Source organism: Pseudomonas sp. NPDC089547 (assembly GCF_050280665.1).
Lineage (GTDB): Bacteria > Pseudomonadota > Gammaproteobacteria > Pseudomonadales > Pseudomonadaceae > Aquipseudomonas.
Genome location: NZ_JBNNVS010000043.1, coordinates 23413 through 47598, shown reverse-complemented (window position 1 = coordinate 47598; position 24186 = coordinate 23413). Strand labels below are relative to the sequence as shown.

The following is a 24186-nucleotide window of genomic DNA, read 5'->3' as shown; positions in this document are numbered from 1 at the left end:
CTTGCCCTGTTCGGTGGTCATCAGGCGAGCCAGGTCGTCCTGGTTCTCGATCATCAGTTCGAACCAGCGACGCAGCTTGTTCGAACGCTCCTTGGCAGTCAGTGCACGCCAGGCCGGCAGGGCCTTGTCGGCAGCTTCGATGGCGCGGCGGGTTTCCGCGGTGCCCATCTTCGGCACGGTACCGATGACCTCACCCGTAGCCGGGTTGGTCACATTGATGGTCTGGCCGCTGTCCGCATCCAGCCATTGGCCGTTAATAAAAGCTTGTTCCCGGAACAGATTCTGATCTTTCAAATACATTCACGAATCCTTGACTCAGCGAGGGCGGATAAAAGAGTACTAAGCTCCATTTCCATCTTGTCGACTTCGATTGGAGGGCATGATTTGCATCATGCTTCCGCGTTAATTAAATGAATATTATGCACGTGACAATTGATATAAGAATTCGTCTGTCATGGGGCTGAGTGTAAATAAGTTAGACTTTCTACTCTCGTCGAGTTATCATGTCATAACTTCTTAGACATACCCCATTACTTAAAGTCATGAGCTAACTTGTTAAGTTCTTTTGGGTTTGCCTCAAACCCTTGAATTTACTGGCTTTAAGCGCTTTTTCCTCCTCGCAACACTTCCCCTGAATTGATACTTTCTGTCATGCGTTGATGCCGGCCTATAATAGAAATTGACATGGGCATACAATGCGGTTCACAGTGCTCGCGGTACAGTGTTGAAAACTGATGTGAGCGTGTTCCATTAAGTGATGCTGTGCAGGTTGATTTCCTGGTCGGTGCTGAAGCTTAAATGGACGTGTAATGATAGGAATCACCAGCCTTGCCTAGCTCGCCTTAGTCGGGCGGCCTGCCAATCTGGCACTTGCCAAGGGGTGACCGAGGCGGTGTTAATTGATTAATTGGTAATAAGTATAATAAAGAGGGTCGTATGAGCCATGCCGATGAGATTCTTTCGGTAAAAAACATTTTCAAGGTATTCGGTCCTAACCCGAATATGGCCATGGAGATGCTCCGCAAGGGCGCCGATAAGAACGAAATCTTCAGCAAGACCGGCCACGTCGTCGGCGTGTTCGATGCAAGCTTTTCCGTTAAACGTGGCGAAATCTTCGTCATAATGGGCCTCTCCGGCTCGGGCAAGTCGACTATGGTGCGGCTGTTCAACCGCCTGATCGAGCCGACCTCTGGCAGCATTCACCTCAACGGCAAGGAAATCACCGGACTTTCCGACAAGGCCTTGCTCGATGTGCGCCGTAAGGAAATGGGCATGGTGTTCCAGTCCTTTGCGCTGATGCCGCACATGAGCGTGCTGGAAAACACCGCCTTCGGCCTGGAGATTGCCGGCGTACCGGAAGGCGAGCGCCATAGCCGCGCCCGTGAGGCCTTGAGCCAGGTTGGCCTTGCCGGCCACGAGCACAGCTACCCGCACCAGCTGTCCGGCGGCATGCAACAGCGCGTAGGTTTGGCTCGGGCATTGGCCAACGACCCAGCGATCCTGCTGATGGACGAAGCGTTCTCCGCCCTCGACCCACTGATCCGCAGCGAAATGCAGGGTGAGTTGATTCGCCTGCAAGCTGAGCAGCAGCGGACCATCATCTTCATTTCCCACGACATCGAAGAAGCCATCCGCATCGGGCATCGCATTGCCATTATGGAAGGTGGCCGCGTGGTGCAGATCGGCACCCCGCAAGAGCTGATCAACCAGCCAGCCAATGATTATGTGCGCACCTTCTTCAAGAGCTTTGACAGCTCGCGGGTGCTGAAGGCCGGCGATGTAGCCCGGTTCGACCCAGCAGTGGTGTGCAAGGTTAATGGCAAGGCACCGAGCTTCCAGGCCGGTGTGCCATTCGGCTACCTGATTGACGACCGCGGCCAGCTACTAGGTGTTGTTGACACTGATGAAGTCGGTGCGATGGCTGGCGATCGTCACAGCTTGCATGAGCAGCAACCGGTCTACACCGACACCCCTCTGCACGAAGTCTTGGGCATCGCTGCAACCCTCCCTTATCCCGTCCCCGTGCTCGACCGTGCCGGGGCCTTTAAGGGCACCATCTCCAAAAATGCATTGCTTCAAACGCTGAGTCGTAACTGATCGTTCGGGCCTGTGCCTGAGACCATCTGCAACAAGAATAAAAAATGAGGTAAGCCACGATGTCCGAGTTCAGCATTCTCGATCCCTTCCAGGCCGCTACGATCCCACTGGGCGACTGGGTGCAAGCCACACTGAATTTCCTTGTTCACAATTTTCGTGATGTTTTTCGAGCTATCCGTTGGCCGATTGACCAGGTGCTGAACGGGATAGAGTTCACCTTACAAAGTATCCCACCGACCATCGGGATCATTCTCTCGTCCTTGCTGGGATGGCAGCTTGCGGGAAAGAGGATGGCAGTCCTCTGCTTCGTCACCCTCACACTGCTTGGGTTGATCGGAGTATGGGCAGAGTCAATGACGACGCTGGCTCTCGTTCTGACCTCGGTGTTTTTCTGCACAGTGATTGGACTTCCCCTGGGCATTCTTTGCGCCCGCAGCGACAGATTGCAGGGGGTCGTACGCCCACTCTTGGACGCGATGCAGACCCTTCCTGCATTCGTTTATCTGGTACCGGTGGTAATGCTGTTTGGCATCGGCAACGTACCTGGAGTGCTGGTCACCATCGTTTTCGCTCTACCACCTTTGGTCCGACTCACCAGTCTCGGGATTCGGCAAGTTCCTGAGGACAAGATTGAAGCCGCCCGCGCCTTTGGCTGCACCCCACGGCAGATGCTGACCCGTGTGCAGCTGCCGCTGGCCACCTCGACCATCATGGCTGGATTGAACCAAACCCTAATGCTTTCGCTGTCGATGGTGGTGATTGCCTCAATGATTTCCGTCGGCGGACTTGGCCAGATGGTACTGCGGGGTATCGGCCGACTTGATATGGGAGTAGCCACTGTGGGTGGGGTAGGTCTGGTACTGCTGGCTATCTTCCTTGACCGCCTTACTCAAGCAATGGGTGAGCGTTCTGGTGCGGATCCTAGCCTGCGGTGGTACCAGACAGGCCCAGTTGGAGTCTTGGTGCGGATCTGTGGGGCCCAGCCAGCTCCTGGGAAAAGAAAAACTGCGTGATTTGCTGATTTCATCTGCCGAACCCCAGAACAATCCAGAAAAAGGTAAGCGAAGATGTCCGTACTTCAAGCCCTCCGTGGATTCAAAGTAGTCGCCGCAATTCCATTTGCTCTGTGCTCTCTTTGCGCATTTGCCTCAGCCGACAAGCCTGGCGACGGTGTAAAGGTGATGCCGGCCTTCCCGACCTTCATGGAAGAACGTTTCCACGGTGAGATCGCTATCGAAGGTTTGCGCGAACTTGGCTACAACGTTCAGACCCCCAAGGAAACTGAAATCCCCACAATGATCTTGGCTGTCAGCTACGGCGATGCCGATTTCACGGTGGACGTGTGGGACAAGCTGCACGACAACTTCTACCAGAAGGCTGGTGGCGACGGGACCATGGTGAAGGTTGGGGATATCGTTCCCGGCCTGGTTCAAGGTTATCTCGTTGACAAGAAAACAGCTGAAGCCAATAACATCCGTTACATCACTGATCTGCAAAAGCCGGAAATTGCCAAGCTATTCGACACTGATGGGGATGGCAAAGCAGATCTGACCGGCTGTAATCCAGGTTGGGGTTGTGAGCTTGTCATTGAGCATCATCTCAAGGCATACGGTTTGCAGAAAACCGTGACCCACGTGCAAGGCTCCTACTTTGCACTCATTGCTGACACGATTGCTCGTTACAACGACGGTCGCCCAATCCTCTATTACACCTGGATGCCTCAGTGGGTCGGCGGTGTGCTGGTAGAGGGCCGCGATGTTGTTTGGCTTGAGGTCCCTAAAACGGACTTGCCTGATGGCAAAAACGATGTGGATACCAGTTACAAAGGGAAGAACCTCGGGTTTGCCCACGACAAAATCGAGGCGGTGCTGAATAAAGATTTTTCGGAGAAAAATCCTGCCGCATCAAAATTCCTTTCGCTTATCAAAGTTAGCTCTGACGATGTCGCAGCGCAGAATCTGAAAATGCACGACGGTGAGGACAAGATCTCAGATATCCAACGGCAGGCGAAAGAGTGGATTGCTGCTCATCGGCAGGAATTTGATGGCTGGCTGCAAGCCGCGCGTGATGCTGCTGCGCAAGCCAAATAGTTTTTGATAGTCGAGATGACTAACCGCTCTGGGTTCATTCAACCGGAACGGTTGGTCGTCGTTTGAATATTCCATTGCATTTGTAAACCGAAATAAAGCAACACCATAAAATAATGGAACCGTATAGCCATGAGTAACTCTCCATTTTCGATTCCCAGCAGCGCACGGCGTATCAACCCGTCGCGGGAGCGTGCTGCCCAGCTGAAGCGTGACGGCTCGGTCGATGACAACGATCGCGTAGAAATTGGTCCGACCCCGCTCGCATTCGCTGAATGGGAAAAGCTTGGACTTCAAGCACCTCATCTACCAACGATGCGCGAGTACCGACTGAAGCGAATCCAGGATCAGCTGATTGCCCGAGATCTTGGCGGCATTCTCCTCTTCGATCCCCTGAACATCCGTTATGCCACCGACACCACCAACATGCAGTTGTGGACCACGCATAACCCGGCTCGGGCTTGCTTCGTGTCGGCCTCGGGTCATGTCGTGCTGTGGGATTTCCATGGATGCGGCCACCTTTCAGCGCACCTGCCTCTGATTACTGAGCTGCGTAGCGGGGCATCGTTCTTCTATTTCGAGACGGCTGAAAACACTGACGCTCATGCAAAGCGTTTCATCGCTCAGGTGGACGAGCTGCTGCGCACTCATGCCGGAACCAATCGCAGACTGGCTGTTGACCGGATTGAGGTTGCGGGTCTTCGCGCCTTGGACGCACTGGGTGTGGAGGTGCACAGCGGACAAGAGGTCACCGAGCACGCCCGAGTAATCAAAGGTCCAGACGAAATTCTGGCGATGCGATGCGCTGTTGCCTCGTGCGAGGCATCGATTGCGGAGATGCGGCTGGCGATGCACGCCGGTGCTACAGAGAACGACGTTTGGGCAGCATTGCACTCCGGCAACATTCGCCGCGGCGGTGAGTGGATCGAGACAAGGATCCTCAGTTCTGGTCCACGGACGAACCCTTGGTTCCAAGAGTCGGGCCCCCGCGTCTTAAGCGACGGGGATCTTTTGTCTTTTGATACCGACCTCATTGGCGTTTACGGCTATTGCGTCGACATGTCGCGTAGCTGGATCTGCGGCGAGCTGGAGCCGACAGCAGAGCAGAAACGACTCTATCGCATCGCGCATGAACACATCGTTCAAAACACAGCGATGGTCCGTCCAGGCATGGGGTTCACAGAGCTTACAGCTAAAGGTCACCGCTTGCCCGAGTCGTGCCGTGCGCAGCGTTACGGCGTGATGTTCCATGGCGTCGGGCTGTGTGATGAATACCCATGCATTCGATACCCCGAGGATGTTGAGTCGCATGGCTACGAAGGTGAATTGCAGCCGGGTATGACTCTTTGCGTAGAGGCATACATCGGTGAAGTCGGTGGGCGAGATGGGATCAAGCTGGAGAACCAGCTCCTTGTCACCGAGGACGGTGTAGAGGTTCTCACCAACTACCCATTTGAGCAGAGCTTCCTAGAAGGCTAATAGCTCCTACAGACGCCGCATAAAGGTTTTTCAACGGAGGTAAACATGAGTGCAAACAACAGAGGTGTGGTCTATCTGGGTGCCGGCAAGGTAGAGGTCCAGAACATTGACTACCCGAAAATGCAGGATCCGCGCGGCAAGAAAATTGAGCATGGCGTGATCCTGAAAGTCGTTTCCACCAATATTTGTGGCTCCGACCAGCACATGGTTCGTGGCCGTACAACTGCACAGGTTGGCCTGGTACTGGGTCATGAAATTACCGGTGAAGTGATCGAAAAAGGCAGTGATGTAGAGCGGCTGCAAATCGGTGACCTGGTATCCGTGCCGTTCAACGTTGCATGCGGTCGCTGCCGGTCGTGCAAAGAGATGCACACCGGCGTTTGCTTGACCGTAAACCCGGATCGTCCGGGTGGCGCCTATGGCTACGTAGACATGGGCGATTGGACTGGCGGCCAAGCCGAGTACGTACTGGTGCCGTACGCCGACTTCAACCTGCTGAAACTGCCAGAGCGCGATAAGGCCATGGAGAAGATCCGTGACTTGACCTGCCTGTCCGACATCCTTCCGACCGGCTACCACGGCGCCGTCACTGCCGGCGTAGGCCCTGGCAGCACCGTTTACGTTGCCGGTGCCGGCCCGGTCGGCCTGGCTGCCGCTGCATCGGCACGCCTGCTCGGTGCCGCCTGCGTGATCGTTGGCGACCTGAACCCGGCCCGCCTGGCTCACGCCAAGGCCCAGGGCTTTGAAGTGGTCGACCTGTCCAAGGAAACCCCGCTGCACGAGCAGATCGTCGACATTCTCGGCGAGCCAGAAGTGGACTGCGCAGTCGACGCGGTTGGCTTCGAGGCACGTGGTCATGGTCATGAGGGCGCGAAACACGAAGCACCGGCTACCGTGCTGAACTCCCTGATGCAGGTCACCCGCGTCGCCGGCAAAATCGGCATCCCAGGTCTTTATGTGACTGAAGATCCAGGTGCCGTTGATGCCGCTGCCAAGATGGGTGCATTGAGCATCCGTTTTGGCTTGGGTTGGGCGAAGTCGCACAGTTTCCACACTGGCCAGACACCAACCATGAAGTACAACCGCCAGCTGATGCAGGCCATCATGTGGGACCGCATCAACATCGCAGAAGTTGTTGGCGTTCAGGTCATCAGCTTGGACCAGGCTCCTCAGGGGTACGGTGAGTTCGATGCCGGCGTGCCGAAGAAATTCGTCATCGATCCGCACAAAACCTTCTCTTAAGTAGCTTGCCGCCTGATCCATTCGGATCAGGGGCTGCGTGGTCGTTGGTGAACCAATAACCACGCAGCCTAGGCCACCCATATTCGAGTCAGCTGCTGTTGAAGAAAGCAGCTGAGAACATTGATCTAGACCTGACACACGCAGATGTGAAGGTTGATCTTGTGATAGCCCGAGGACATGAAATGAACGGTCAAGTCACACCTGACAACAGATCGGTCGTGCATACAGCTAAAGGGCGGGTTCTGGTCAGCGGCCAGGCTGATGCCCAGTTGTGCGCTACCCGCAATATGATCAGCTTCTGGGGCGGTTACGACCCAGCAACTGGAGTCATCATTGACCAGCACCACCCCCTGAGCGGTACCAACCTGACAGGAAAGATCTTTGCGCTACCCAAAGGCAAAGGTTCCAGCACCGGCAGTGCTGTGCTTCTCGACGCTCTGCAATCTGGACACGCACCCGCCGCGATCATCCTGAATAAAGTGGATGAAATCATCGCGCTCGGCGTGGTGGTGTTCGAAGAGTTCTTTGGGCAGAAAATCCCTGTTGTACAGCTGGATGATGCCGATTTCGAGGCAGCCTTCGGGGCTAGCAGTGCAAGCATCGCGGAAGACGGGACGGTGACACTCTATGAATGAATATAACTACCAAGTCGAACTCTCCGAGCGTGACAAGGCCATTTTGGCTGGCGAGGAGGGTAAGGCATCCCAGATCGCGATGCGAATCGTGCTGCGCATTGCAGAAATGCAGGGTGCTAAGAAACTGGTCGACATTACCAGCGTGCACGTAGGTGGCAGTATCTACACCGGGCAAGCGAGCCTGAAGGTCGTCGAAGCTTTGGCTGAAATGGGGGCTCAGGTAAAGGTCCCAACATCGATCAATGCCATTTCGATCGACCGCAAGCGTTGGAAGGATCAAAACATTGATCCTGAATTCGCAGGGTATGCGGACCGTCTCGCAACGGCATTTGAGCAAATGGGCTGCAAGCCGATCTTCTCTTGCACGCCTTACGTGTTCCCTGAGAATCCGAAACTTGGCGACGATATCGTATGGGCTGAGTCGAACGCGATCGTGTACTCGAACAGCGTCCTCGGCGCGCGCACCAACCGTCAGGGTGATTTCCTGGACATCTGTGCAGCAATCGTTGGACGAGCACCATACTGCGGCTTACACATGGAAGAAAACCGCAAAGGTAACTTCGTCATCAACATCCCCAAGGTCAAGAACGTCGATAGCTCGTTCTACACGGTCTTGGGCTATCTGATCGGAAAGCATGCCGGCGCAGACATTCCAGTAATCTGCGGGGTTGAAGAGAAGCCAAGCCTCGAAGATCTGAAATACCTCAGCTCCACCCTCGCTACCTCGGGTGCAGTAGGTCTGTTCCATATGGTCGGTGTAACACCCGAAGCCCCGACCCTGGAAGCCGCGCTTGGTGGGCAACCTCCGAAACGGACCATGGATGTGACAGAGGAAGACATGCTGTCCGTGTTCGAGAAGCTGTCGACTACCCATGAGGAAAAGCTCGACCTCGTGCTCCTTGGCAGCCCTCACTTTACCTTGGGTGACTTCAAGGAGCTGGCCGAGCTGGTTGATGGCAAGCATGCAAGTCCTGACTGCGACTTTCTCATCACGACAAACCAGTACGTCTATGAGCAGGCGGAAGCAGAAGGCTATCTCGGTCTGATCGAGCGCTTCGGGGCCCGTGTCAGCACCGACATCTGCCTGTGCATGCTGAATGCGGACATGTTCCCGGCTACCGCCAAAACGGCCATGACCAATTCCGGGAAATTCGCACACTACGGCCCTGGTTTGGTCGGGAAGGGCGTTTCGTACGGCAGTCTGCTGGATTGCGTGAACTCAGCTGTGGAAGCCAAGCGAGTGATCGGGAAACCTAACTGGTTGCAGTGATCGTTTAGCTGAAACAGTACCAATACCAGACTTCAAATTTTGAAGTCTGGTTTTTTTATTTAAACATATTGGAGGGTTTGATGAAGGTCATATCGGCAGCGCAAATAAACTCTGTGTTGACATGGGACATTGTCATAGCCGCTCTGGAAGAAGGGCATCTGGGGGCAAGGCCTACAACTGATGATATATTTATCGGTAGTAGCGAGTATGCTCTGTTTAGTCGTGGTGTAGTACTACCCGGTACAGGGGCGGGTGTAAAAATTGCTTCGATTTTCCCTGGCAATGCCAATGCGATTCCGCCCCTGCCCACTGAGCAAGCTGCAATTGTTTTCATTGATGACCTGACTAAGGCTGTCAGTGCGGTTTTTGATGGCCCAGCTATTACAGCATGGAAAACGGCTGCTGATTCAGCTTTAGCGGCGAAAAAGCTCAGCCGCGTAGATAGCGATACCTTACTGGTGTTAGGCGCTGGTCCAGTTGCGAAATCGTTGACTGAAGCATATTTACACGTCCGGCCTTCGATTAAAAAAGTATTGCTTTGGAATAGAACACCCTCGAAGCTGAGAGAGTATGCTTCTGAGCTTCAGTCTCGTGGTGTAGATGCATCTGTTGCCAATGATTTAGATCAGGCAGTAGCTGAAGCTGCGTTGATCGTAAGTGCGACCGGGGCATCTGCGCCAATAATAAAAGGTAAACTGGTACAGCCGGGTTCACATGTTGATCTGGTAGGCGGTTTTCGTCCGGACATGCGAGAAGCCGATTCTGACCTTTTCGCTAAAGCTAAAGTTTATGTTGATGACCGTCAGAGTGCTCTCAATTCCGGAGATATTCTTACTCCAATTAATGAAGGTAGAGTTGCCGAGAGCTGTGTGATTGGTGATCTTTATGAAATCTGCCAGACTCGACTAGAGCGTTGTAGTGATTCTGACATTACCGTGTACAAGAACTCCGGCGGCGCGCACTTGGATTTGATGGTTTGCCGCAAAGTTTTGAGTCTTTTGTAGTGCTTAGTCAAGCCCCCTATCAGAGGGGGCTTGGGCTGAGGTTTCTTGTCACTTGGCTTAGCTGTATGAAGCAATTGGCTGGCTTAGCCCGCTTTCATCTGGAATAATTCCAAGTCCTGGAAGGGTTGGGACCTTTATATGGCCACTTTCGACGCTTAAGCCATTTTCAAAGTCATAGTGACCCTCAATGTAGGGGGCTGCTATCCAAACTCCTTCGAGGAGATTGGGGGCAACGGTTGCCCCGATGTGAGTACAAGCGGCGGCCATGATGTCCCCACCCCATGTATCGTCACAAGTGTGGGGCAGACGTCTAAGGGCACAGATGTCCCTGATTGCTCGCATGGGATAAAGCCCTCCCAGTTGCGTAACCTTCAGGCCAAAACCGTCAACCAACCCAGTAGCTGCCCCGACGAGAGCGTTGTTGGGGTTAACGGTATTTTCATCCATATAGATAGGATGGTGAACTAAAGGCCGCAGAGCACGTAAATCGTCAACATTCTCGCATGGCTGCTCGATCACTAAAGGTATTTGTATACACGCTTTACTGATAGTCAGTACGTCGCGGGTCAACAGGCCTCGGTTTGCATCGATTACTAATCTTACACCTTTCCCATCAATCGACTCCCAAACCTTTCTGATAGTGGCAATGTCCTGCTCTACCGGACGCCCTCCTACTTTCAGTTGTAGCCTAGGATATCCTTCTTTGCACTTTTCCAGCGCTTGTCGGCTCGCGTCCTCCGGTGTCGCCAAATTCAGTGCATAGTATGACGGTACGCGGTCAACCAGCGCCCCACCGAGCAAGTCGGAGACACTTAATCCTAAAGATTTTCCAAGTGCATCGTGCGCAGCAATATCAATCGCAGCCTTAACGTAATTGTGGCCCTTCAACAATTGGTCCATCCGGGTGTGGAGGGGAATGGGTAAAATGCTCGTCCCTATCAAGCCGGGTGCCATCTCCATTAACGCTGCGGCTGCTCCGCTGGAAAAAGACTCGTTATAACTGGATCCAACTGGACAAGTTTCACCCCAGCCGAAGAAGCCGTTGTCGCAAACGATTTTCACCAGGATCGAATTAAGTGCCCATACAGAGGAGTGGGACATCTTATACGGCCCATTGACTACAGGAAGATCTGCTTTGAAAACATGTATTTCAGTGATTTTCATGATCCATCCTCAATTGTTTTTGTTCTACGGCAGTGGCCGGCTCACTTGAATATTGCTCAGTAATTGATGATATTCATACGTATGTGGTCATTTTCTTAAATGACCTTTTAGCTAACGAGTTAGGATTGAGGAGGAAGCAATATCAATTTTCCGGTATGCTTTTTTTCGGTGAAATCTTGCTGGGCAATGGCTATCTGGTCAAGCGGGTAAACTTTGCTTACTAATGGTTTGATTTTGTTCTCTTCAATATATCGCACGACGTTCTCAAATACGATGTCGTCTTGCCAAGTTCCTCCTAGGATTGAGAGGTCTTTCAGGTACACCGTTCTTAGATCCAGTTCGACAATAGGGCCTGCTATTGCACCAGATACTGAATAGCGACCTCCGATTTGTAGTACTTGCAAGAGGGCTGGCCAGTCGGGTCCTCCAACGATGTCTAATACGACTGATACGCTATTTTTACCCAGTGCTTTCACCAAGTCTTCGCCGCGGTCTATGACCTGGTCAGCACCAATGAGGAGAATTTGCTCTCGTTTACTAGAGCTAGCGATAGCAATGACCTTTGCTCCACGGCATTTTGCGAGCTGCACGGCCGCAGAGCCAACCCCACCACCGGCGCCGGTTATCAGAACAGTATCGCTGCTTCTTACGTTAGCTCGATGGAGCATCAACTCGGCAGTAGAGTATGCGCATGGGATGGAGGCGAGGTCCGTGTCGCTCCACTCACTATTGATCGACCACGTATCGCTATCAGGGGCAGTCGTGTACTGCGCGAATCCGCCATTGCATTCGGACCCAAATGTCCAACACTCATATGGTCGATGTCCAACCGGCGCCCGGAGCATGTTTCGAACGAGCACCCGCTGCCCAATGCGCTGGGGGTTCACTCCATCACCGACAGCTACAATGCGACCACAGCAATCGGCACCTTGAATAAGAGGGAATTGCAAAGGTACACCGGACCACGATGCATCTGAATCATCAACATTCTCGAAGCCGGCGGTGCTACCACTGTTGGTATCAGAATTTATTTTTTTAGAATACCAGCCGATGCGAGTGTTGATGTCAGTGTTGTTGACCGCCGAGGCACCTACCCGGATTAAGACCTCCCCCCGTTGGGGAGAAGGAACGGGCACATCCGTTTTGTACTCCAGCTTCTCGGTGCCACCGTAACCGGTCAATAGAACAGCGTGCATGGTTTTAGGTATGGTTATGGTCAACGCGTTGCCCCTTCTGTTATATGAGATTTCAGACTGTTTTTTGAGTGATTTCGCATTCGACTCAAAATTTGGCATGGGACGCTTAGGTAATATGGCTCATTCCACACTAGCCCGGATGCCTGATCTTGCGTAATCACTTTTAGTCATGCTTTCTGATAACTTTAAGTAATGCCAGCATGGTTGGAATAAGTGATTTTGGTAGATTGGCCGAAGTGACAACTTTATGCAGGCCAATCAAATCTTGAACTAGCATGCGCAACGAGGTTGATTAGGGGGTTGATGGGCGACAGATTTTCGTGGTGTTAGGATGCCGGAAATTTATAGTCGTGGGGTAAGCACTAATTTATGCATGTGAGGATAAGTGCATTCCATTTTAGCTGGCTATTCAGTTCAGCTAATAGGAGGTAGTTTCGGTATTCGAAATGAGCGTGATTTAACTGCCGCTGCACGCTATGCGGGTGTTTTTGGTTATAGGAGGGATACAATTGTTTCAGATGGCTAATTTTTTAATCGGGGTATATCTTTCCTGGCGATGCGTTCTGCCCCTGCCTGTAGGTCGGTGGGGTAAATTAACAATTATATTATTTGTCATTATTTTCATTGAGCACCACTGGGTAATTAGCCAGCTGTTTGGCACCTCAATCCCGTCTCCAGAGCTTCCTCGACTAGTTCTCATGGTCCTAGGGGCGATTTATGGTGCATTGCTCCTGATGGCTATGTGCATGGTGATTCGGGATGCTGTTGGATTAGTTTTACTTCTGACGCGCCGCAAGACTGGACGTATTTTGCTTACCTCGTCGTGGGTAACCATGGGGCTTCTCGTCATTTGCATATCTACATCGCTGTGGGGAGTGTGGGCGGCGGTGAAAGTACCTTCAGTTCGGGAGGTCTCTATCGTCGTACCTGGCTTGTCGCCTCAGCTAGATGGTTACCGCATAGCGTTGCTAACTGACTTGCATACAAGTCGTCTGTTTCAGGAACCTTGGATAAAGAGTGTGGTGGATAAAACCAACTCGCTCAATCCGGATGTGATTGCTATATCGGGCGACCTTGTGGATGGTACGGTTGCGGATAGGAAGTCAGATATCGCCCCGCTCGCATCGCTTAGCGCGCCGGACGGGGTCTACGCTGTCGCGGGTAACCATGAGTACTATGCAGATTATGAACGCTGGATGGATGCATTTCGCGGGTTGGGCATCATCATTTTAGAGAACCAGCACGTGGTTCTGCGTAAAGAGGATGGTGGGTTTGTGCTTGCGGGCGTACCCGACGAAGTCGCAGGGAGCCGAGGTCAGACGGCTCCAGATATTACTAAGGCGTTAGAGGGGCGGCCCGATGGCTTACCCGTGGTGCTGCTTGATCATCGGCCTGGGCACATGCGAGGAAATCAAGCACAAGGGGTAGATTTACAGCTGTCGGGCCATACCCATGGTGGACACATAAGGGGCGTGGATCAGATTGTCCGTCTCTTCAACGATGGCTTCGTGTCCGGCCTCTACCAGGTGAACGGCTCTACCTTGTACGTGAGCAATGGCGCGGGGTTGTGGCCTGGTTTCGCCATTCGAATAGGTCGCCCATCGGAAATCACTCAACTGACCCTTCACGCGGTGCTACCAAGAATGGCAACGGCAGAGGAGGATTAATGCTGAGCGGCATAGGTGCATGCCGATTATCCCAGCTAATCAAGCATGGACGTCATGGATAGACTCCGCTGAGTCGAGTCTGCACTCAGACACCGGACCTGGGCGCTGTCCTAGCCGGTTCGCAGGTAAGCCTAACGTGGCAGTGCTCTGCACACATTATCGACGAGAACCAGGCATTAGTCAGAGGAGAACATCATGTCACGAGTAGTCGTAATCGGCGGAAGCGGCCACATAGGGAGTTACCTGATCCCAGCCCTTGTCGATCAAGGGAATGAGGTCATAAGCATCAGCCGGGGTGTAAGCGAGCGTTATCACGGTCTTCAATCAACCTGGGATCGTGTGACGCATCTCTCGATTGATCGTGTCGCTGAGGAAAAATCAGGTACCTTCGGTAAGCGAGTGGCTGATCTGAATCCGGACATTGTCGTAGATCTGATTTCTTTCGACCTCCCCAGTACACAAGGACTTGTTGAGGCCCTTCGTGGAAAAGTCGAGCATTTCCTTCACTGTAGTTCTGTCTGGGTGCATGGCCATCTTGAGTGCGTGCCTGCCAAGGAAACGGCCGTAATGAACCCTTATGGGGAGTACGGTGTTAACAAGGCAGCGATCGAAACGTGGCTGCTTCAAGATGCTCGGCGGAACGGTTTCCCGGCTACCATCTTTCGGCCGGGGCACATCGTAGGCCCAGGTTGGCTACCGATATCTCCTTATGGCAATTTTGATGCTCAAGTCTTTACGCTGATGGCAGCGGGCAAGGAGATCACCCTTCCAAACTTTGGCCTTGAGACATTGCACCATGTGCATGCGGCGGACGTAGTTCAGTTCATTTTGTTGGCCATTGCCAACAGAGCTTCTGCTGTGGGTGAATCATTTAATGTTGTGTCTGAGCAAGCTCTGACTCTTAGGGGATATGCCGAAGCAATCTTTCGATGGTTTGGGCATGAGCCCCAGCTAGCCCTGCTACCGTTTGATGAATGGAAGAAAAAGCAATCGGCGTCACAGGCCCATCATGCCTGGGAGCATATATCACGTAGCCATAGTTTCTCCATTGAGAAAGCTCAGCAGCGTGTTGGATACCGTCCGCGCTATTCAAGTCTTGAAGCGATCAAAGAATCTGTAATTGCAGCAATTACTGCCGGAGACATCCAAGCGACGGTTGTATAAAATTGTTTGCCTTAATGTTTTTTTAAATTTTCGGCTTTAAAATATAAGTGCGCATTTTCACTATTTGTATAAGCGATCTAAATTGGTTGGTAAGGGCTCCATGATGTCGGCCATAGCTTGATGGGATATGGCCCAGGCCATAGGTTGTGAATCTAAGTCATCTTTAAGCGGTCTGACTTAGATTCACGTGGCTATAAATGAGTTAGGGTCGATAAGGTGGGTAGTCGGTATAACCCTTAGCCCCAATGACACCATAGAGCGTGGATCGATCTGGCTCTGTGAGTGGCCAGTCATTTTTGAGTCGCTCAACCAAGTCTGGATTAGCAATATAAGGAGTGCCGAAAGCGATTAGATCATGAGTGCCACTCTCCAAGTGTTCATTTGCTAATTTGAGCGTAAACCCACCTGCGCCGATAATAGTTCCTTTGTAAATTTCTCTGAATTGATTAATGAATCCTTGCGGAAGCGGGGCGTCAGTGATGGTTGGCTGATAGTTTAAGTGTACGAACGCCAGCTTGCGGTCGTTCAGAGCAGATGCCACGCTGATCCATGTCTCCTGCTCTTCAGGATAAGGACGCAGATCGTAGAGCCGTCCAAAGGGAGACAGGCGAACACCTAGACGCTCGCCGCCGATAGCTTGAGAAATAGCATCAATGGTCTCAAGCAGCAGGCGTTGTCTGTTTTCAGTTGAGCCACCATAGGCATCAGTACGATTATTGATCTGCGTGCTGAGGAATTGATCGAACAAAAATGCGTTCGCTGCCATCAGCTCGACACCATCGAAGCCGGCCTTGAGGGCACATTGCGCCGCGGTGACAAAATCCCCGACGGTGCGTTTGATGTCGGCCAAAGTCATTGCACGAGGAATGCTTGGCGCTACTGGGCCAGCAACGCCAGGCTCCGCCCATGCGTATACAGTCGTGCCCACCGCGGGCTCCACGCTAGCAGAAAGCGGCGGAGCTTGATTAGGTTGCAGCGAGGTGTGGGACAAGCGACCGACATGCCATAGCTGGGCGAAAATTTTGCCGCCTTTTGCATGCACCGCATCGGTGACTTTTTTCCAAGCCTCGGTCTGTTCTTGGGTATAAATTCCAGGCGTATACAGATACCCACGTGCTTCTTCTGAAATGGGCAAGCCTTCAGTAATGATCAAACCTGCACTTGCGCGCTGGGCATAGTACTGAGCCGTCAGCTCAGTAGGAATATTGTTCTCGGTACGAGTCCGCGTCATCGGGGCCATTACAACGCGGTTGGCCAGAGCCAGTGAACCCATATTGAACGGTGCAAATAAATTATTCATAGTAACTCTCTAGACTATAACAATTAGGAGGCAATAATTTTCAGCTCGGACTTCATGCGAATGGCTTTGGAGAAGTTGGCGAGATTGACGGAGGTTTTCGTAACGATTCTGTGCAGTTCCTCAACCTTCTCCGCAGACGCATCCGACTTTATTTTCACGGAATAAGTAACTTCGTCATAGCCAGGATTCACTGACTCATCGAGCCCCAAGAAACCACGCAGATCAAGCTCTCCGTCAGTTTCAATTTCCAGGCTTTCAATTGTAATTCCCATCACAGCTGCGTTTACCACGTACCCAACGGATAGGCAGGCATTGAGTGCCGCCATCAGAAGTTCTTGCGGGTTTGGCGCGGTGTTCTGGCCGAGCAATTCAAAAGGCTCATCAGCCGCAATAGTGAAGTTTCGGTCGTAGTCGGTACCACTAAGGTGATACCGAGATACCGTAGCGACGCTGCGTGTTTGTTGTTCCCACTTCGTGTTTACATTGAATCGTGCGTGCCGTTTGGAACTGTCTTCAGCTATGCCAGAAGCAAATTTTTGCAAAGCGACTACGTCGATCCCATTAATAAGGTTCGTCATGGTGTTACCTCAAAATTAGTATTTAAGACGTTCTAGGTGTTCAGTACAGATTAGGTATTCAGCCAAGCTGCTTAAACGTCGAGCTTATCCATCGCGTCAAGCACATGAGTGCTGTAAACAACGGCAGCACCCGCATTCAGATTCACTGCGACGCCAAGCGCTTCCGCCACCTCTTCAGGAGTGACGCCCAGCTTTTTTGCCTCGGCAGCGTGGAAAGCGATGCAGCCGTCACAGCGAGTGGTAACCGCCACGGCCAGCGCAATCAACTCCCTGGTTTTTGGGTCCAGGTGGTTCGTTTTCGAGCCGGCAGTCCCCAGCATGGCTACGCCCTTGAGCGTATCGGGGGAGTTTTTTCCAAATTCTCTCAGGCGGACGGAGACATCTTGGATGGTTTGTTTCCAATCAGGCATGCTGCTCATTTTATCTCTCTACTAGTAGGTAGGTGGACTGTTTAAAAAAGGGGCCAAGTATTCCTTGGCCCTGGTTTCAATACTTAACTACAAGATCCAGTACTGCCGGATCGATTCTTCCGTTATCTTTCATTGCCCAGTTTATGAAGCTAGATCCCTCTAGGATGCTCAGCAGCAGGTGTGACTTTTCGTGTGCACCTCGCCCAGCTGGGATTCCCTCTGCCGATATCCCTTGCTCAAAAGTTTCTTTCAACCAATTGAGTTGCAGCTCAAAAAAACGTTTGGTCAGGTGCTGCAATCCGATGGGCAGAGCTGCCATTTCAGCAGCTAATGCTCCGCATAGGGGCAGCAATCCATCTTCGGTGCTGCTATTGAACAGAGCAAAAAAAGCATTCAGTTTGTCTTCCGTTGCTTTGTATTTACCCTCGATATTGTCGAGTTCGATTTTGACCTTCGCTAGATATTCTTCAACTATCGCCTTCCCCAAATCTTCCTTAGAAGGGAAGTGGTAGTGAATACTGGCTTTCCGAATGCCCACCGCCTCAGCAAGGTCAGCGTAACTGAACGCCGCATACCCTTTGGTACGCATTAGGCTTTCCGCCGTACTTATCAACGCTTCACGTGTCGCTGATGTCATCACTTCTCCTAGCAGGATGGCTCCACCGGAGTAAATGAGTCCGGCCATCGCCCAAATTTTCGCACCTTCGCCGGTATGAGCCAAGCAAGGAAGCTAGGCCTCGGTCTGCATCAGAAAACCTTGCACATTGAGCAAGGAAGAGCTAGCTGAAGCGATCCGTATGTCAATCTACTAGTAGGTAGGCTATTCCTCAAAAAAGCACATGTCAAGTGACCGCTCATCGGGAATTGGTTGATCTCAGGAAGGGTTTTATGAATGGGATCCAATCCATTGGTTTTTCCACATATAGTGCTTTTTATGGATTGCCATCACTACATGTGGTATGTTTTGCATGTGGAATTGGTGGGGCTTCAGCCCTCGAATGTTGATTTTTCCTATAGGAAACAGCATGCACATCGTTCGCTTCTTCCCAATCGGCAACGCCGATACCTGCCTGATCGAGCTGGAAAACGGCCGTCGAATCCTCTTCGACTTCGCCGATATGCATTGCCCTAACGACCCTGACGATAAGCGCTGCGATCTTGAAAAAGAGCTGCGCGACATCCTAGGCGAAGACAAGACGATCGACGTGGTGGCGTTCACTCACTTGGACAAAGACCACTGCAACCGCGCCAAAGAATTCTTCTGGTTGGAGCATGCCGCGAAGTACCAGGACGACGACCGCATCAAGATTAAGACGTTGTGGGTTCCGGCCCACGCGGTCCTTGAGGAGGGCGTTAAGGGGCAGGCCCGAACACTTCGCGCGGAGGCGCGGCATCGCTTCATCAATGGCGAAGGAGTACGTGTGTTCTCTCGCCCCGAAGAGCTGGATGACTTCCTTCGTGATCGCGACATTGAGCCAGCCAAGCGCCGCAATCTGATCAGTGACGCCGGGACCTTGTGCCCCGAGTTCAATCGTGACCATGACGGCGTTGAGTTCTTCGTGCATTCGCCCTTCGGCAAGCGCGACGATGAAAATGTGGTGCGTGTCCGGAACAACGACGCGTTGTTCATGCAGGCGACGTTTGAGGTGTGGGGCAACCAGACAAAGTTGATCTTGTCCGCTGACGTCACCCACGAGGTTATCGATGACATTGTGGAGGTTACCCGTTACCACGGCCGCGAATCTCGGCTGGAGTGGGACATCAACAACATTCCCCACCATTGCAGCTACACCGCTCTGTCCGATGAAAAGGGCGCTGAGAAGACCGAGCCCACGGAGACCTCAAAGTGGTTATACGAAGAGGCGGGCCAACGTGGCGGTCTTCTGGTCAGTACCTCCAAGGTCATTCCTAGCGACGACAAGGATGTACAGCCCCCGCACCGCCAAGCGGCTACCTATTACAAGAGTGTGGCACGCAAGCTTAATGGCGAATGGGTCGTTTCGATGGAGCATCCTTCGAAGGCGAATCCCGAACCTTTGGTCATTGAGATCAAAAGCACCGGCTATAAGATTCGTAAAAAAGCTCAAAACATCGTCATCGCGACTGCCGCACCGCGTGCAGGTGAGGTTTGACAATGAGTGGGCGATACGCGACGCCTCGCTCCCGGCTAGCACGCTCCGTGGTGCAGTATCTGGAGAAGTCCAGGACCTATCCTTTCGCGACTCTGAATGGCGTTGATTGCGGAGGGGCTTATGACGTTCTTGATATCGAGCTGGAGCTTGAACTGGAGCAGCGTCGCAAAGTACCCATACGGCCTCGCGAACCGATTCAGATTATTTTCATGGCCAGTGACGACTCCTGTGCGCCCAGGGTTCTGGCGCGCCGTGAAGATTTTCCGGTTGGCATGGTGCATACCAATCTGGACCGTGATGTTGATGGAGGGCTGTGCCTTTGCATTTGGGAAGAGGGCTGGTCGGACCTGGCTATAGGTCTGACGGGGCAAGCATTAATCGAGCGGATCCGTGCGTGGTTCGCATCGGTGTCAGCCGGCACTATTCATGATGCTGAGCAATTTCTTGAGCCCCTGATTCGCATAAGCTCGAATACCCTTATCATTCCTTCGGGAGAACTGTACGGACCTTGGCACCTTGGCGTTGCCTTCAAGCATGCTGAGCGCGTAACGCTTAGCTTGACGAGAGAAAAGCCACTTGAACCGGCTAGAGCAAATGAAAGGGGCTTCGCAATTTATGCACCCCTCTTGCCCGGCCAAGAGCACCGGGGGCTGGGCCAGACGCCTTACGATCTAGCTGGGTTACAGCAGTTGTGCCTTGAGGTGGGCTTTGATTTGGTAGATGGTCTTGCCAATTGGTTGCTGGAAGCTCCTCAGCTGGAACAAGCGCGAAGCCGTCTGCCTTTGCTAATCCTTACCGTGCCGAAGCGGCGTAAGGCCGAAGGACCAGATGAACAGCTAGAGGTATGGTGTTACACGCTCGCAGGCACCCTAGCTGAGCTGGGAGAGCGACTCGATGTCACGATTACTGATGAGAAAACCGGCCTCACGACGGTAAAGCTATTTGGGGCACCAGCAAAGGCCGACTTGCAGGCAATTCAATTAGACCCCTGGCGCGTGGTGCAACGATTGAATCGAGCGACTGCTCGACATTTTTCCGGCACCTCGCGCAACGACGACACGCCATTGCTGGCAATCGGCGCCGGCGCCATCGGTTCGAATGTGTCCATGATCGCAGCCCGATCAGGTCTCGGGCCATGGGTAGTAGTAGATGGCGACTTGACCATGCCGCACAACACGGTTCGCCAAGTGCAGCGGAATATGGCCGTGGGCTTTCCAAAAGCCACCATTCACCAAATTGAGTTGGACTCAGTCTTCGATGAGGGCGGGAACACATCGATATCAGTCGATGTGTTCGAGCCAGGGGATGCTGCTGCCCAGCTCGAACTCGCATTGAGGAATTCGGAAATCGCCGTCGACTTCAGTGCTTCACCCGCGGTGTTGGGTTGGTTATCGGATCAACCCGTTACTCGGGCCGTCAGCGCCTTCTTCGGTCCGGACGGCTCTGACCTTGTGATCCTTGCGGAAAGCGCCTCAAGGAAGATAAAGCTGGACGAAATCGAGGCACAGTATTTCTGGATGGTCGCCACCGAGGGAGCCCTGAACGGCCATTTGGCTGCGGCCCGGGTGGACCGCATTCGTTATGCCAATGCTTGTCAGGACCTTTCACGGCCGCTTCCTCCCTGGCAACTGCACACACTTTGCGGTCTGGCTGCTGGACGACTAGCGCAGGTTTTGGATGAAGAGGAAGCCAGCTTCAAGGTCTGGAGGCTGAATCCAGGATCGGGTGCTGTCGAGGCGGTTTGCTTGCCGGTGCACACCGTCTCTAGATTCGCGTCGGATGAGATGCAGGTAACAGTCTCCGATGATGCTGTGCAAACTATGAGGCTGCTAAGGCAGCAGGCAGGAGCGAACGAAACCGGTGGTGTTTTGCTGGGTACCTACGACACCGTACGAAATGCTGCGCACGTCGTCGCAGCGCTTCCGGCGCCGCCGGATAGCAAGCAAACTCCGACGTATTTCATCCGTGGCATTAAAGATCTGAAGCCACGGATAGAGCGATTGTCTGAGGCCTCAGCGGGGCGCTTGCAGTACATTGGCGAATGGCACAGCCACACAGGTCGCGTTCCGGCGCGACCAAGCAATGATGATGAAATTGTATTCGCCCACTTGAGAGACAACATCGGACCCGTGGGCTCGCCGTACGTTATGGCAATTTGCGGCGAAAAGGATAGCTGGGTCCGGACCGGATGGCAGGAACGTGGGATTCTGGAAGGAGTAATCGCCCATGGGCATGAATGAAACGCTGCTTGTCGCGCCTGACGACAGCTCGGATGGGATCGCGCTAGCGCTTTCTGGTGGTGGAGCTAGGGCAATGGCTTTCCACTTGGGGTGCTTACGAGCGTTACACGACCTTGGCATCCTTCAGAAAGTATCCACTATCACTGCCGTTTCGGGTGGTAGTGTTCTTGCGGGCCTCTATTGCAGTCATCCTGGCGATTTCGAGTCATTCGAAGCCAGGGTGCGGGAAATTTTGAAGGAAGGGTTCCTTAAGCCAGCTCTTGTCAGAGCGGTGACTTCTCTCGATGGTGTGAAGGCCGTGGGGTACGCGACAGCGCTTTTCTTGGAGCGATCAGTGGCATTTTTAGCGCGCCTTGGATTGCGGCTGCTGGGGCGGTCTAAGAAGGGTGAGCAGTGGCCGAACACGGCGCCTTTCCTGAGGAAAGCCAGCCGGACCACAATTCTTCGTAACACCTTCAGCAAGACGTTCAATGGCCACTTGCTAAAAGACCTTAGGACCGATCGCCCAAGGCTGATTGTCATCGCCTGCGAACTGCGGGCGAAAGCCGCTTTCTATTTCACTCGGGAAAGCCTTCACTGCTGGCGCTATGGCTCAGCTAGCTCGCATGGAGTTGAGCTGGCCGATGCTGTAGTGGCCTCAGCTGCCTATCCACTTTTCCTGCCGGCAATCGATCAGTGCATGACTTTCAAAACCGATCGCGGTGAGTCTACTCATCGCATCACCCTGAGTGATGGTGGGGTCTATGACAATCTCGGTTTGAATCCACTATGGCCTGATCGCGATTTTGCCGACAGTCTGCCGGTAGAGCGACCTGATCGGATCATCGCGTGTAGAGCGGGTTATGGTCTGGAAGTGACAGAGCCTGCATCCGCTCTTTTATCCCGTATGATGGCGGCGTTTGAAAGCGTTTTTGCGCGATCTCAGAACCAAGCTACGAAGCGTCTGTTTGACCTTAAGGACGCGGGTAAGCTTAAAGCGGTGCTTGTGCCCTACCTAGGACAGAAGGACAGTGCTCTGACCTTCAAGAATCCCAACATGGTTAGTGGCGATGCCACCGCCGGATATCCGACTAATTTCAGCGCCATGGACAAGGAGTGGATTGAGCGGCTCGTGAGGCGGGGCGAGCAGATTGTTCATGCGCAAGTTAAGCAACATTGGTCTTCGCAGGTGCCAGTAACGCAGGGATGACAATAGGGTTCTAGGTCGTCACGATAAGTACGATGATGCAGCTCAGCGGTTAGTGATCGAGAGCTGCATTGCCTAGCACGGCTCTTATTATGTTAACGAGGCCCTTTATTAGGTCGATGTATGATTGCTCTAATCGTATCTTTATTATTTTTCAAGATTTCTGACTTCTTGGCGGAATAGTCATATTGGCTTGAGACCTCGGTGCTGCCGGCTTTTAGGTTTATTACTCTGTAGTGACCGGTATGGCTGCCGGTAGAAAATATAACCACATCGCCCGTTTTAGTGGTAAAAAGCTTGACATCATTTTTATGAAGCAAATCTCGGATGTCTTGCTTTGGGTGCTCGTACTGATTACAGTAGTTCGAGCTGGCGATGGCAATTGTGGGCTTGACGTGTTTGATAAATGCAGAGGTTGTGAAGCCATTGCTAGCTCCATGGTGCGCGAGAATCATAACGTCAACTTCATTGGTTATTGAGCGCTGCCGTCGAAGGCCAGAGGCGATGTTGGTGCACTCAACATCACCAAGACTTAAAGTGTTGAATGATCCTGATCGGAAATGCTTAATAGTTGAGTTGTTGTTGGCCGACCGATCATCCAGCATTTTCGGATGATGAAGGATATCTCTATATCCGTACTTTTCAGCCGGTTCTAGGCTTGAAATGTATTTTGGGCAGACTTTAATGATTTTATCGGGTGTAAAGCTCCGTCGCTTGTAATTCGATATGAGCTTTAAGCTTTCTCTTCCGGATTCGGTGTGAGGATCGTAACCAGGGTACTCAATTTTCTTCGGTGAAAATTTTTCAAGGATTTCCTGCAACTCGTCGGGATGGCAGTGATCCCTGTCCCACGAAGTGATGTGCAAATTATGAATCTGCGTTACACCACAGTATCTCATTTCTTGAATGATATTGGGTGTGTTGGTTTGATTGAGACGTGCCTCTATTAGCGTGAACTCACTACCATTGAAATACGAAAATGATGATCCGGCGCTACTTATTTGATAGGCCCGGAACCTTGTTTTTTTACTTTTGATTGTCATGGTGTTGATGCGGCTTAGCAGTTGTTGTGTTGGATTTTTCAGTGCAGGCTTATTGGTTTCGTGCAAAAGCACACTTGCCAATTTTTTATCAGGCTTAGCGTAAACGATTTATAGTGGCTTTTAGATGGTCAAATCTTCATTATGCTGCTGGCGACCAAAACATAATCTACTACATTGATTAAGTCAATGGTTAAGGCTGTAGTTAAAAGGGGAGGCATGGATAAGCTTTAGCTTAACTCCACATTCAGCCGTGCTTCTCTGCTTGAGGTGTAGGATCATCCAGAAATGATGA

General features: G+C 52.4%; 21 protein-coding genes. 13 read left to right on the top strand and 8 right to left on the bottom strand.

Annotated features, from left to right (window positions below):
• Positions 1-300, bottom strand: a 300-nt coding sequence (locus ACQKPZ_RS22855; RefSeq protein ID WP_427542484.1) for an aldehyde dehydrogenase family protein, incomplete at its 3' end; no start/stop codon positions are given.
• Between the two features lie 636 nt (positions 301-936).
• Between ACQKPZ_RS22855 and ACQKPZ_RS22850 the strand changes: the two genes are divergently transcribed.
• The 8 genes from ACQKPZ_RS22850 to ACQKPZ_RS22815 all read left to right on the top strand — a co-directional run bounded on the left by ACQKPZ_RS22850 (position 937) and on the right by ACQKPZ_RS22815 (position 9814).
• Positions 937-2097 carry a quaternary amine ABC transporter ATP-binding protein gene (locus tag ACQKPZ_RS22850; protein ID WP_427542481.1) on the top strand — a complete coding sequence of 387 codons (1161 nt, stop codon included), beginning with the start codon at positions 937-939 and terminating at the stop codon, positions 2095-2097.
• A gap of 59 nt (positions 2098-2156) precedes the next feature.
• A complete protein-coding gene (gene proW, locus ACQKPZ_RS22845) occupies positions 2157-3110 on the top strand; it encodes a glycine betaine/L-proline ABC transporter permease ProW (RefSeq protein WP_427542478.1) in 954 nt (317 codons plus the stop codon).
• Between the two features lie 54 nt (positions 3111-3164).
• Positions 3165-4187 carry a glycine betaine/L-proline ABC transporter substrate-binding protein ProX gene (proX, locus tag ACQKPZ_RS22840; protein WP_427542475.1) on the top strand — a complete coding sequence of 341 codons (1023 nt, stop codon included), beginning with the start codon at positions 3165-3167 and terminating at the stop codon, positions 4185-4187.
• A 129-nt stretch (positions 4188-4316) separates the two neighbouring features.
• Positions 4317-5663 (top strand): dimethylsulfonioproprionate lyase DddP, encoded by a 1347-nt coding sequence (gene dddP / locus ACQKPZ_RS22835; protein ID WP_427542472.1) that lies wholly within the window; start codon positions 4317-4319, stop codon positions 5661-5663.
• 45 nt (positions 5664-5708) lie between these two features.
• Positions 5709-6905, top strand: coding sequence for a formaldehyde dehydrogenase, glutathione-independent (gene fdhA, locus ACQKPZ_RS22830; protein WP_427542469.1), 1197 nt, complete (start codon positions 5709-5711; stop codon positions 6903-6905).
• Between the two features lie 182 nt (positions 6906-7087).
• A complete protein-coding gene (locus ACQKPZ_RS22825) occupies positions 7088-7540 on the top strand; it encodes an aconitase X swivel domain-containing protein (RefSeq protein WP_427542466.1) in 453 nt (150 codons plus the stop codon).
• Positions 7533-8810, top strand: coding sequence for an aconitase X (locus tag ACQKPZ_RS22820; RefSeq protein ID WP_427542463.1), 1278 nt, complete (start codon positions 7533-7535; stop codon positions 8808-8810). Before ACQKPZ_RS22825 ends, ACQKPZ_RS22820 begins: the two co-directional genes overlap by 8 nt.
• 80 nt (positions 8811-8890) lie before the next feature.
• Positions 8891-9814 carry an ornithine cyclodeaminase family protein gene (locus ACQKPZ_RS22815; protein ID WP_427542460.1) on the top strand — a complete coding sequence of 308 codons (924 nt, stop codon included), beginning with the start codon at positions 8891-8893 and terminating at the stop codon, positions 9812-9814.
• A 57-nt stretch (positions 9815-9871) separates the two neighbouring features.
• Here ACQKPZ_RS22815 and ACQKPZ_RS22810 read toward each other — a convergent pair whose 3' ends face one another.
• A complete protein-coding gene (locus ACQKPZ_RS22810) occupies positions 9872-10978 on the bottom strand; it encodes a mandelate racemase/muconate lactonizing enzyme family protein (protein ID WP_427542457.1) in 1107 nt (368 codons plus the stop codon).
• A 119-nt stretch (positions 10979-11097) separates the two neighbouring features.
• On the bottom strand, positions 11098-12273 hold the full coding sequence (locus ACQKPZ_RS22805; RefSeq protein ID WP_427542454.1) for an alcohol dehydrogenase family protein: 1176 nt from the start codon (positions 12271-12273) through the stop codon (positions 11098-11100).
• A 419-nt stretch (positions 12274-12692) separates the two neighbouring features.
• Here ACQKPZ_RS22805 and ACQKPZ_RS22800 point away from each other — a divergent pair, with 419 nt between their 5' ends.
• Positions 12693-13841: a metallophosphoesterase gene (locus tag ACQKPZ_RS22800; protein ID WP_427542490.1), complete on the top strand. Its 1149-nt coding sequence runs from the start codon at positions 12693-12695 to the stop codon at positions 13839-13841.
• A gap of 195 nt (positions 13842-14036) precedes the next feature.
• The gene (locus ACQKPZ_RS22795; protein WP_427542452.1) at positions 14037-15005 is read left to right on the top strand and encodes an NAD-dependent epimerase/dehydratase family protein; all 969 of its coding nucleotides are present in this window, start codon (positions 14037-14039) and stop codon (positions 15003-15005) included.
• Positions 15006-15207: 202 nt separating this feature from the next.
• Here the strand turns inward: ACQKPZ_RS22795 and ACQKPZ_RS22790 are convergent, their stop codons facing one another.
• From ACQKPZ_RS22790 to ACQKPZ_RS22775, 4 genes are all read right to left on the bottom strand, one after another.
• A complete protein-coding gene (locus ACQKPZ_RS22790; RefSeq protein WP_427542449.1) occupies positions 15208-16305 on the bottom strand; it encodes an alkene reductase in 1098 nt (365 codons plus the stop codon).
• A gap of 23 nt (positions 16306-16328) precedes the next feature.
• A complete protein-coding gene (locus ACQKPZ_RS22785) occupies positions 16329-16883 on the bottom strand; it encodes an OsmC family protein (RefSeq protein ID WP_427542446.1) in 555 nt (184 codons plus the stop codon).
• 71 nt (positions 16884-16954) lie between these two features.
• Complete coding sequence (locus tag ACQKPZ_RS22780) at positions 16955-17293, bottom strand: carboxymuconolactone decarboxylase family protein (protein WP_427542487.1); 339 nt, start codon at positions 17291-17293, stop codon at positions 16955-16957.
• Between the two features lie 76 nt (positions 17294-17369).
• Positions 17370-17978, bottom strand: coding sequence for a TetR/AcrR family transcriptional regulator (locus ACQKPZ_RS22775; protein ID WP_427542443.1), 609 nt, complete (start codon positions 17976-17978; stop codon positions 17370-17372).
• 340 nt (positions 17979-18318) lie between these two features.
• Between ACQKPZ_RS22775 and ACQKPZ_RS22770 the strand changes: the two genes are divergently transcribed.
• The 3 genes from ACQKPZ_RS22770 to ACQKPZ_RS22760 are packed head-to-tail and all read left to right on the top strand — an operon-like array spanning position 18319 to position 22854.
• The gene (locus ACQKPZ_RS22770) at positions 18319-19425 is read left to right on the top strand and encodes a hypothetical protein (RefSeq protein ID WP_427542440.1); all 1107 of its coding nucleotides are present in this window, start codon (positions 18319-18321) and stop codon (positions 19423-19425) included.
• A gap of 47 nt (positions 19426-19472) precedes the next feature.
• On the top strand, positions 19473-21665 hold the full coding sequence (locus ACQKPZ_RS22765) for a Mov34/MPN/PAD-1 family protein (RefSeq protein ID WP_427542437.1): 2193 nt from the start codon (positions 19473-19475) through the stop codon (positions 21663-21665).
• Positions 21652-22854, top strand: a complete 1203-nt coding sequence (locus tag ACQKPZ_RS22760) for a patatin-like phospholipase family protein (RefSeq protein WP_427542434.1) — start codon at positions 21652-21654, stop codon at positions 22852-22854. The genes ACQKPZ_RS22765 and ACQKPZ_RS22760 overlap by 14 nt, the downstream gene beginning before the upstream one ends.
• 92 nt (positions 22855-22946) lie before the next feature.
• Here the strand turns inward: ACQKPZ_RS22760 and ACQKPZ_RS22755 are convergent, their stop codons facing one another.
• Entirely contained in the window at positions 22947-23960 is a 1014-nt protein-coding gene (locus ACQKPZ_RS22755; RefSeq protein ID WP_427542431.1) for a ComEC/Rec2 family competence protein, read from the bottom strand.
• Positions 23961-24186: the final 226 nt, after the last annotated feature.

Coding starts and splice junctions, on each gene's coding strand:
- ACQKPZ_RS22780 (WP_427542487.1), bottom strand. CDS start 17,293: ATGCCTGATTGGAAACAAACCATCCAAGATGTCTCCGTCCGCCTGAGA.
- ACQKPZ_RS22800 (WP_427542490.1), top strand. CDS start 12,693: ATGGCTAATTTTTTAATCGGGGTATATCTTTCCTGGCGATGCGTTCTG.
- ACQKPZ_RS22795 (WP_427542452.1), top strand. CDS start 14,037: ATGTCACGAGTAGTCGTAATCGGCGGAAGCGGCCACATAGGGAGTTAC.
- ACQKPZ_RS22785 (WP_427542446.1), bottom strand. CDS start 16,883: ATGACGAACCTTATTAATGGGATCGACGTAGTCGCTTTGCAAAAATTT.
- proX (WP_427542475.1), top strand. CDS start 3,165: ATGTCCGTACTTCAAGCCCTCCGTGGATTCAAAGTAGTCGCCGCAATT.
- proW (WP_427542478.1), top strand. CDS start 2,157: ATGTCCGAGTTCAGCATTCTCGATCCCTTCCAGGCCGCTACGATCCCA.
- ACQKPZ_RS22850 (WP_427542481.1), top strand. CDS start 937: ATGAGCCATGCCGATGAGATTCTTTCGGTAAAAAACATTTTCAAGGTA.
- ACQKPZ_RS22760 (WP_427542434.1), top strand. CDS start 21,652: ATGGGCATGAATGAAACGCTGCTTGTCGCGCCTGACGACAGCTCGGAT.
- dddP (WP_427542472.1), top strand. CDS start 4,317: ATGAGTAACTCTCCATTTTCGATTCCCAGCAGCGCACGGCGTATCAAC.
- ACQKPZ_RS22775 (WP_427542443.1), bottom strand. CDS start 17,978: ATGGCCGGACTCATTTACTCCGGTGGAGCCATCCTGCTAGGAGAAGTG.
- ACQKPZ_RS22790 (WP_427542449.1), bottom strand. CDS start 16,305: ATGAATAATTTATTTGCACCGTTCAATATGGGTTCACTGGCTCTGGCC.
- ACQKPZ_RS22810 (WP_427542457.1), bottom strand. CDS start 10,978: ATGAAAATCACTGAAATACATGTTTTCAAAGCAGATCTTCCTGTAGTC.
- ACQKPZ_RS22805 (WP_427542454.1), bottom strand. CDS start 12,273: ATGCCAAATTTTGAGTCGAATGCGAAATCACTCAAAAAACAGTCTGAA.
- ACQKPZ_RS22770 (WP_427542440.1), top strand. CDS start 18,319: ATGCACATCGTTCGCTTCTTCCCAATCGGCAACGCCGATACCTGCCTG.
- ACQKPZ_RS22815 (WP_427542460.1), top strand. CDS start 8,891: ATGAAGGTCATATCGGCAGCGCAAATAAACTCTGTGTTGACATGGGAC.
- ACQKPZ_RS22825 (WP_427542466.1), top strand. CDS start 7,088: ATGAACGGTCAAGTCACACCTGACAACAGATCGGTCGTGCATACAGCT.
- ACQKPZ_RS22820 (WP_427542463.1), top strand. CDS start 7,533: ATGAATGAATATAACTACCAAGTCGAACTCTCCGAGCGTGACAAGGCC.
- fdhA (WP_427542469.1), top strand. CDS start 5,709: ATGAGTGCAAACAACAGAGGTGTGGTCTATCTGGGTGCCGGCAAGGTA.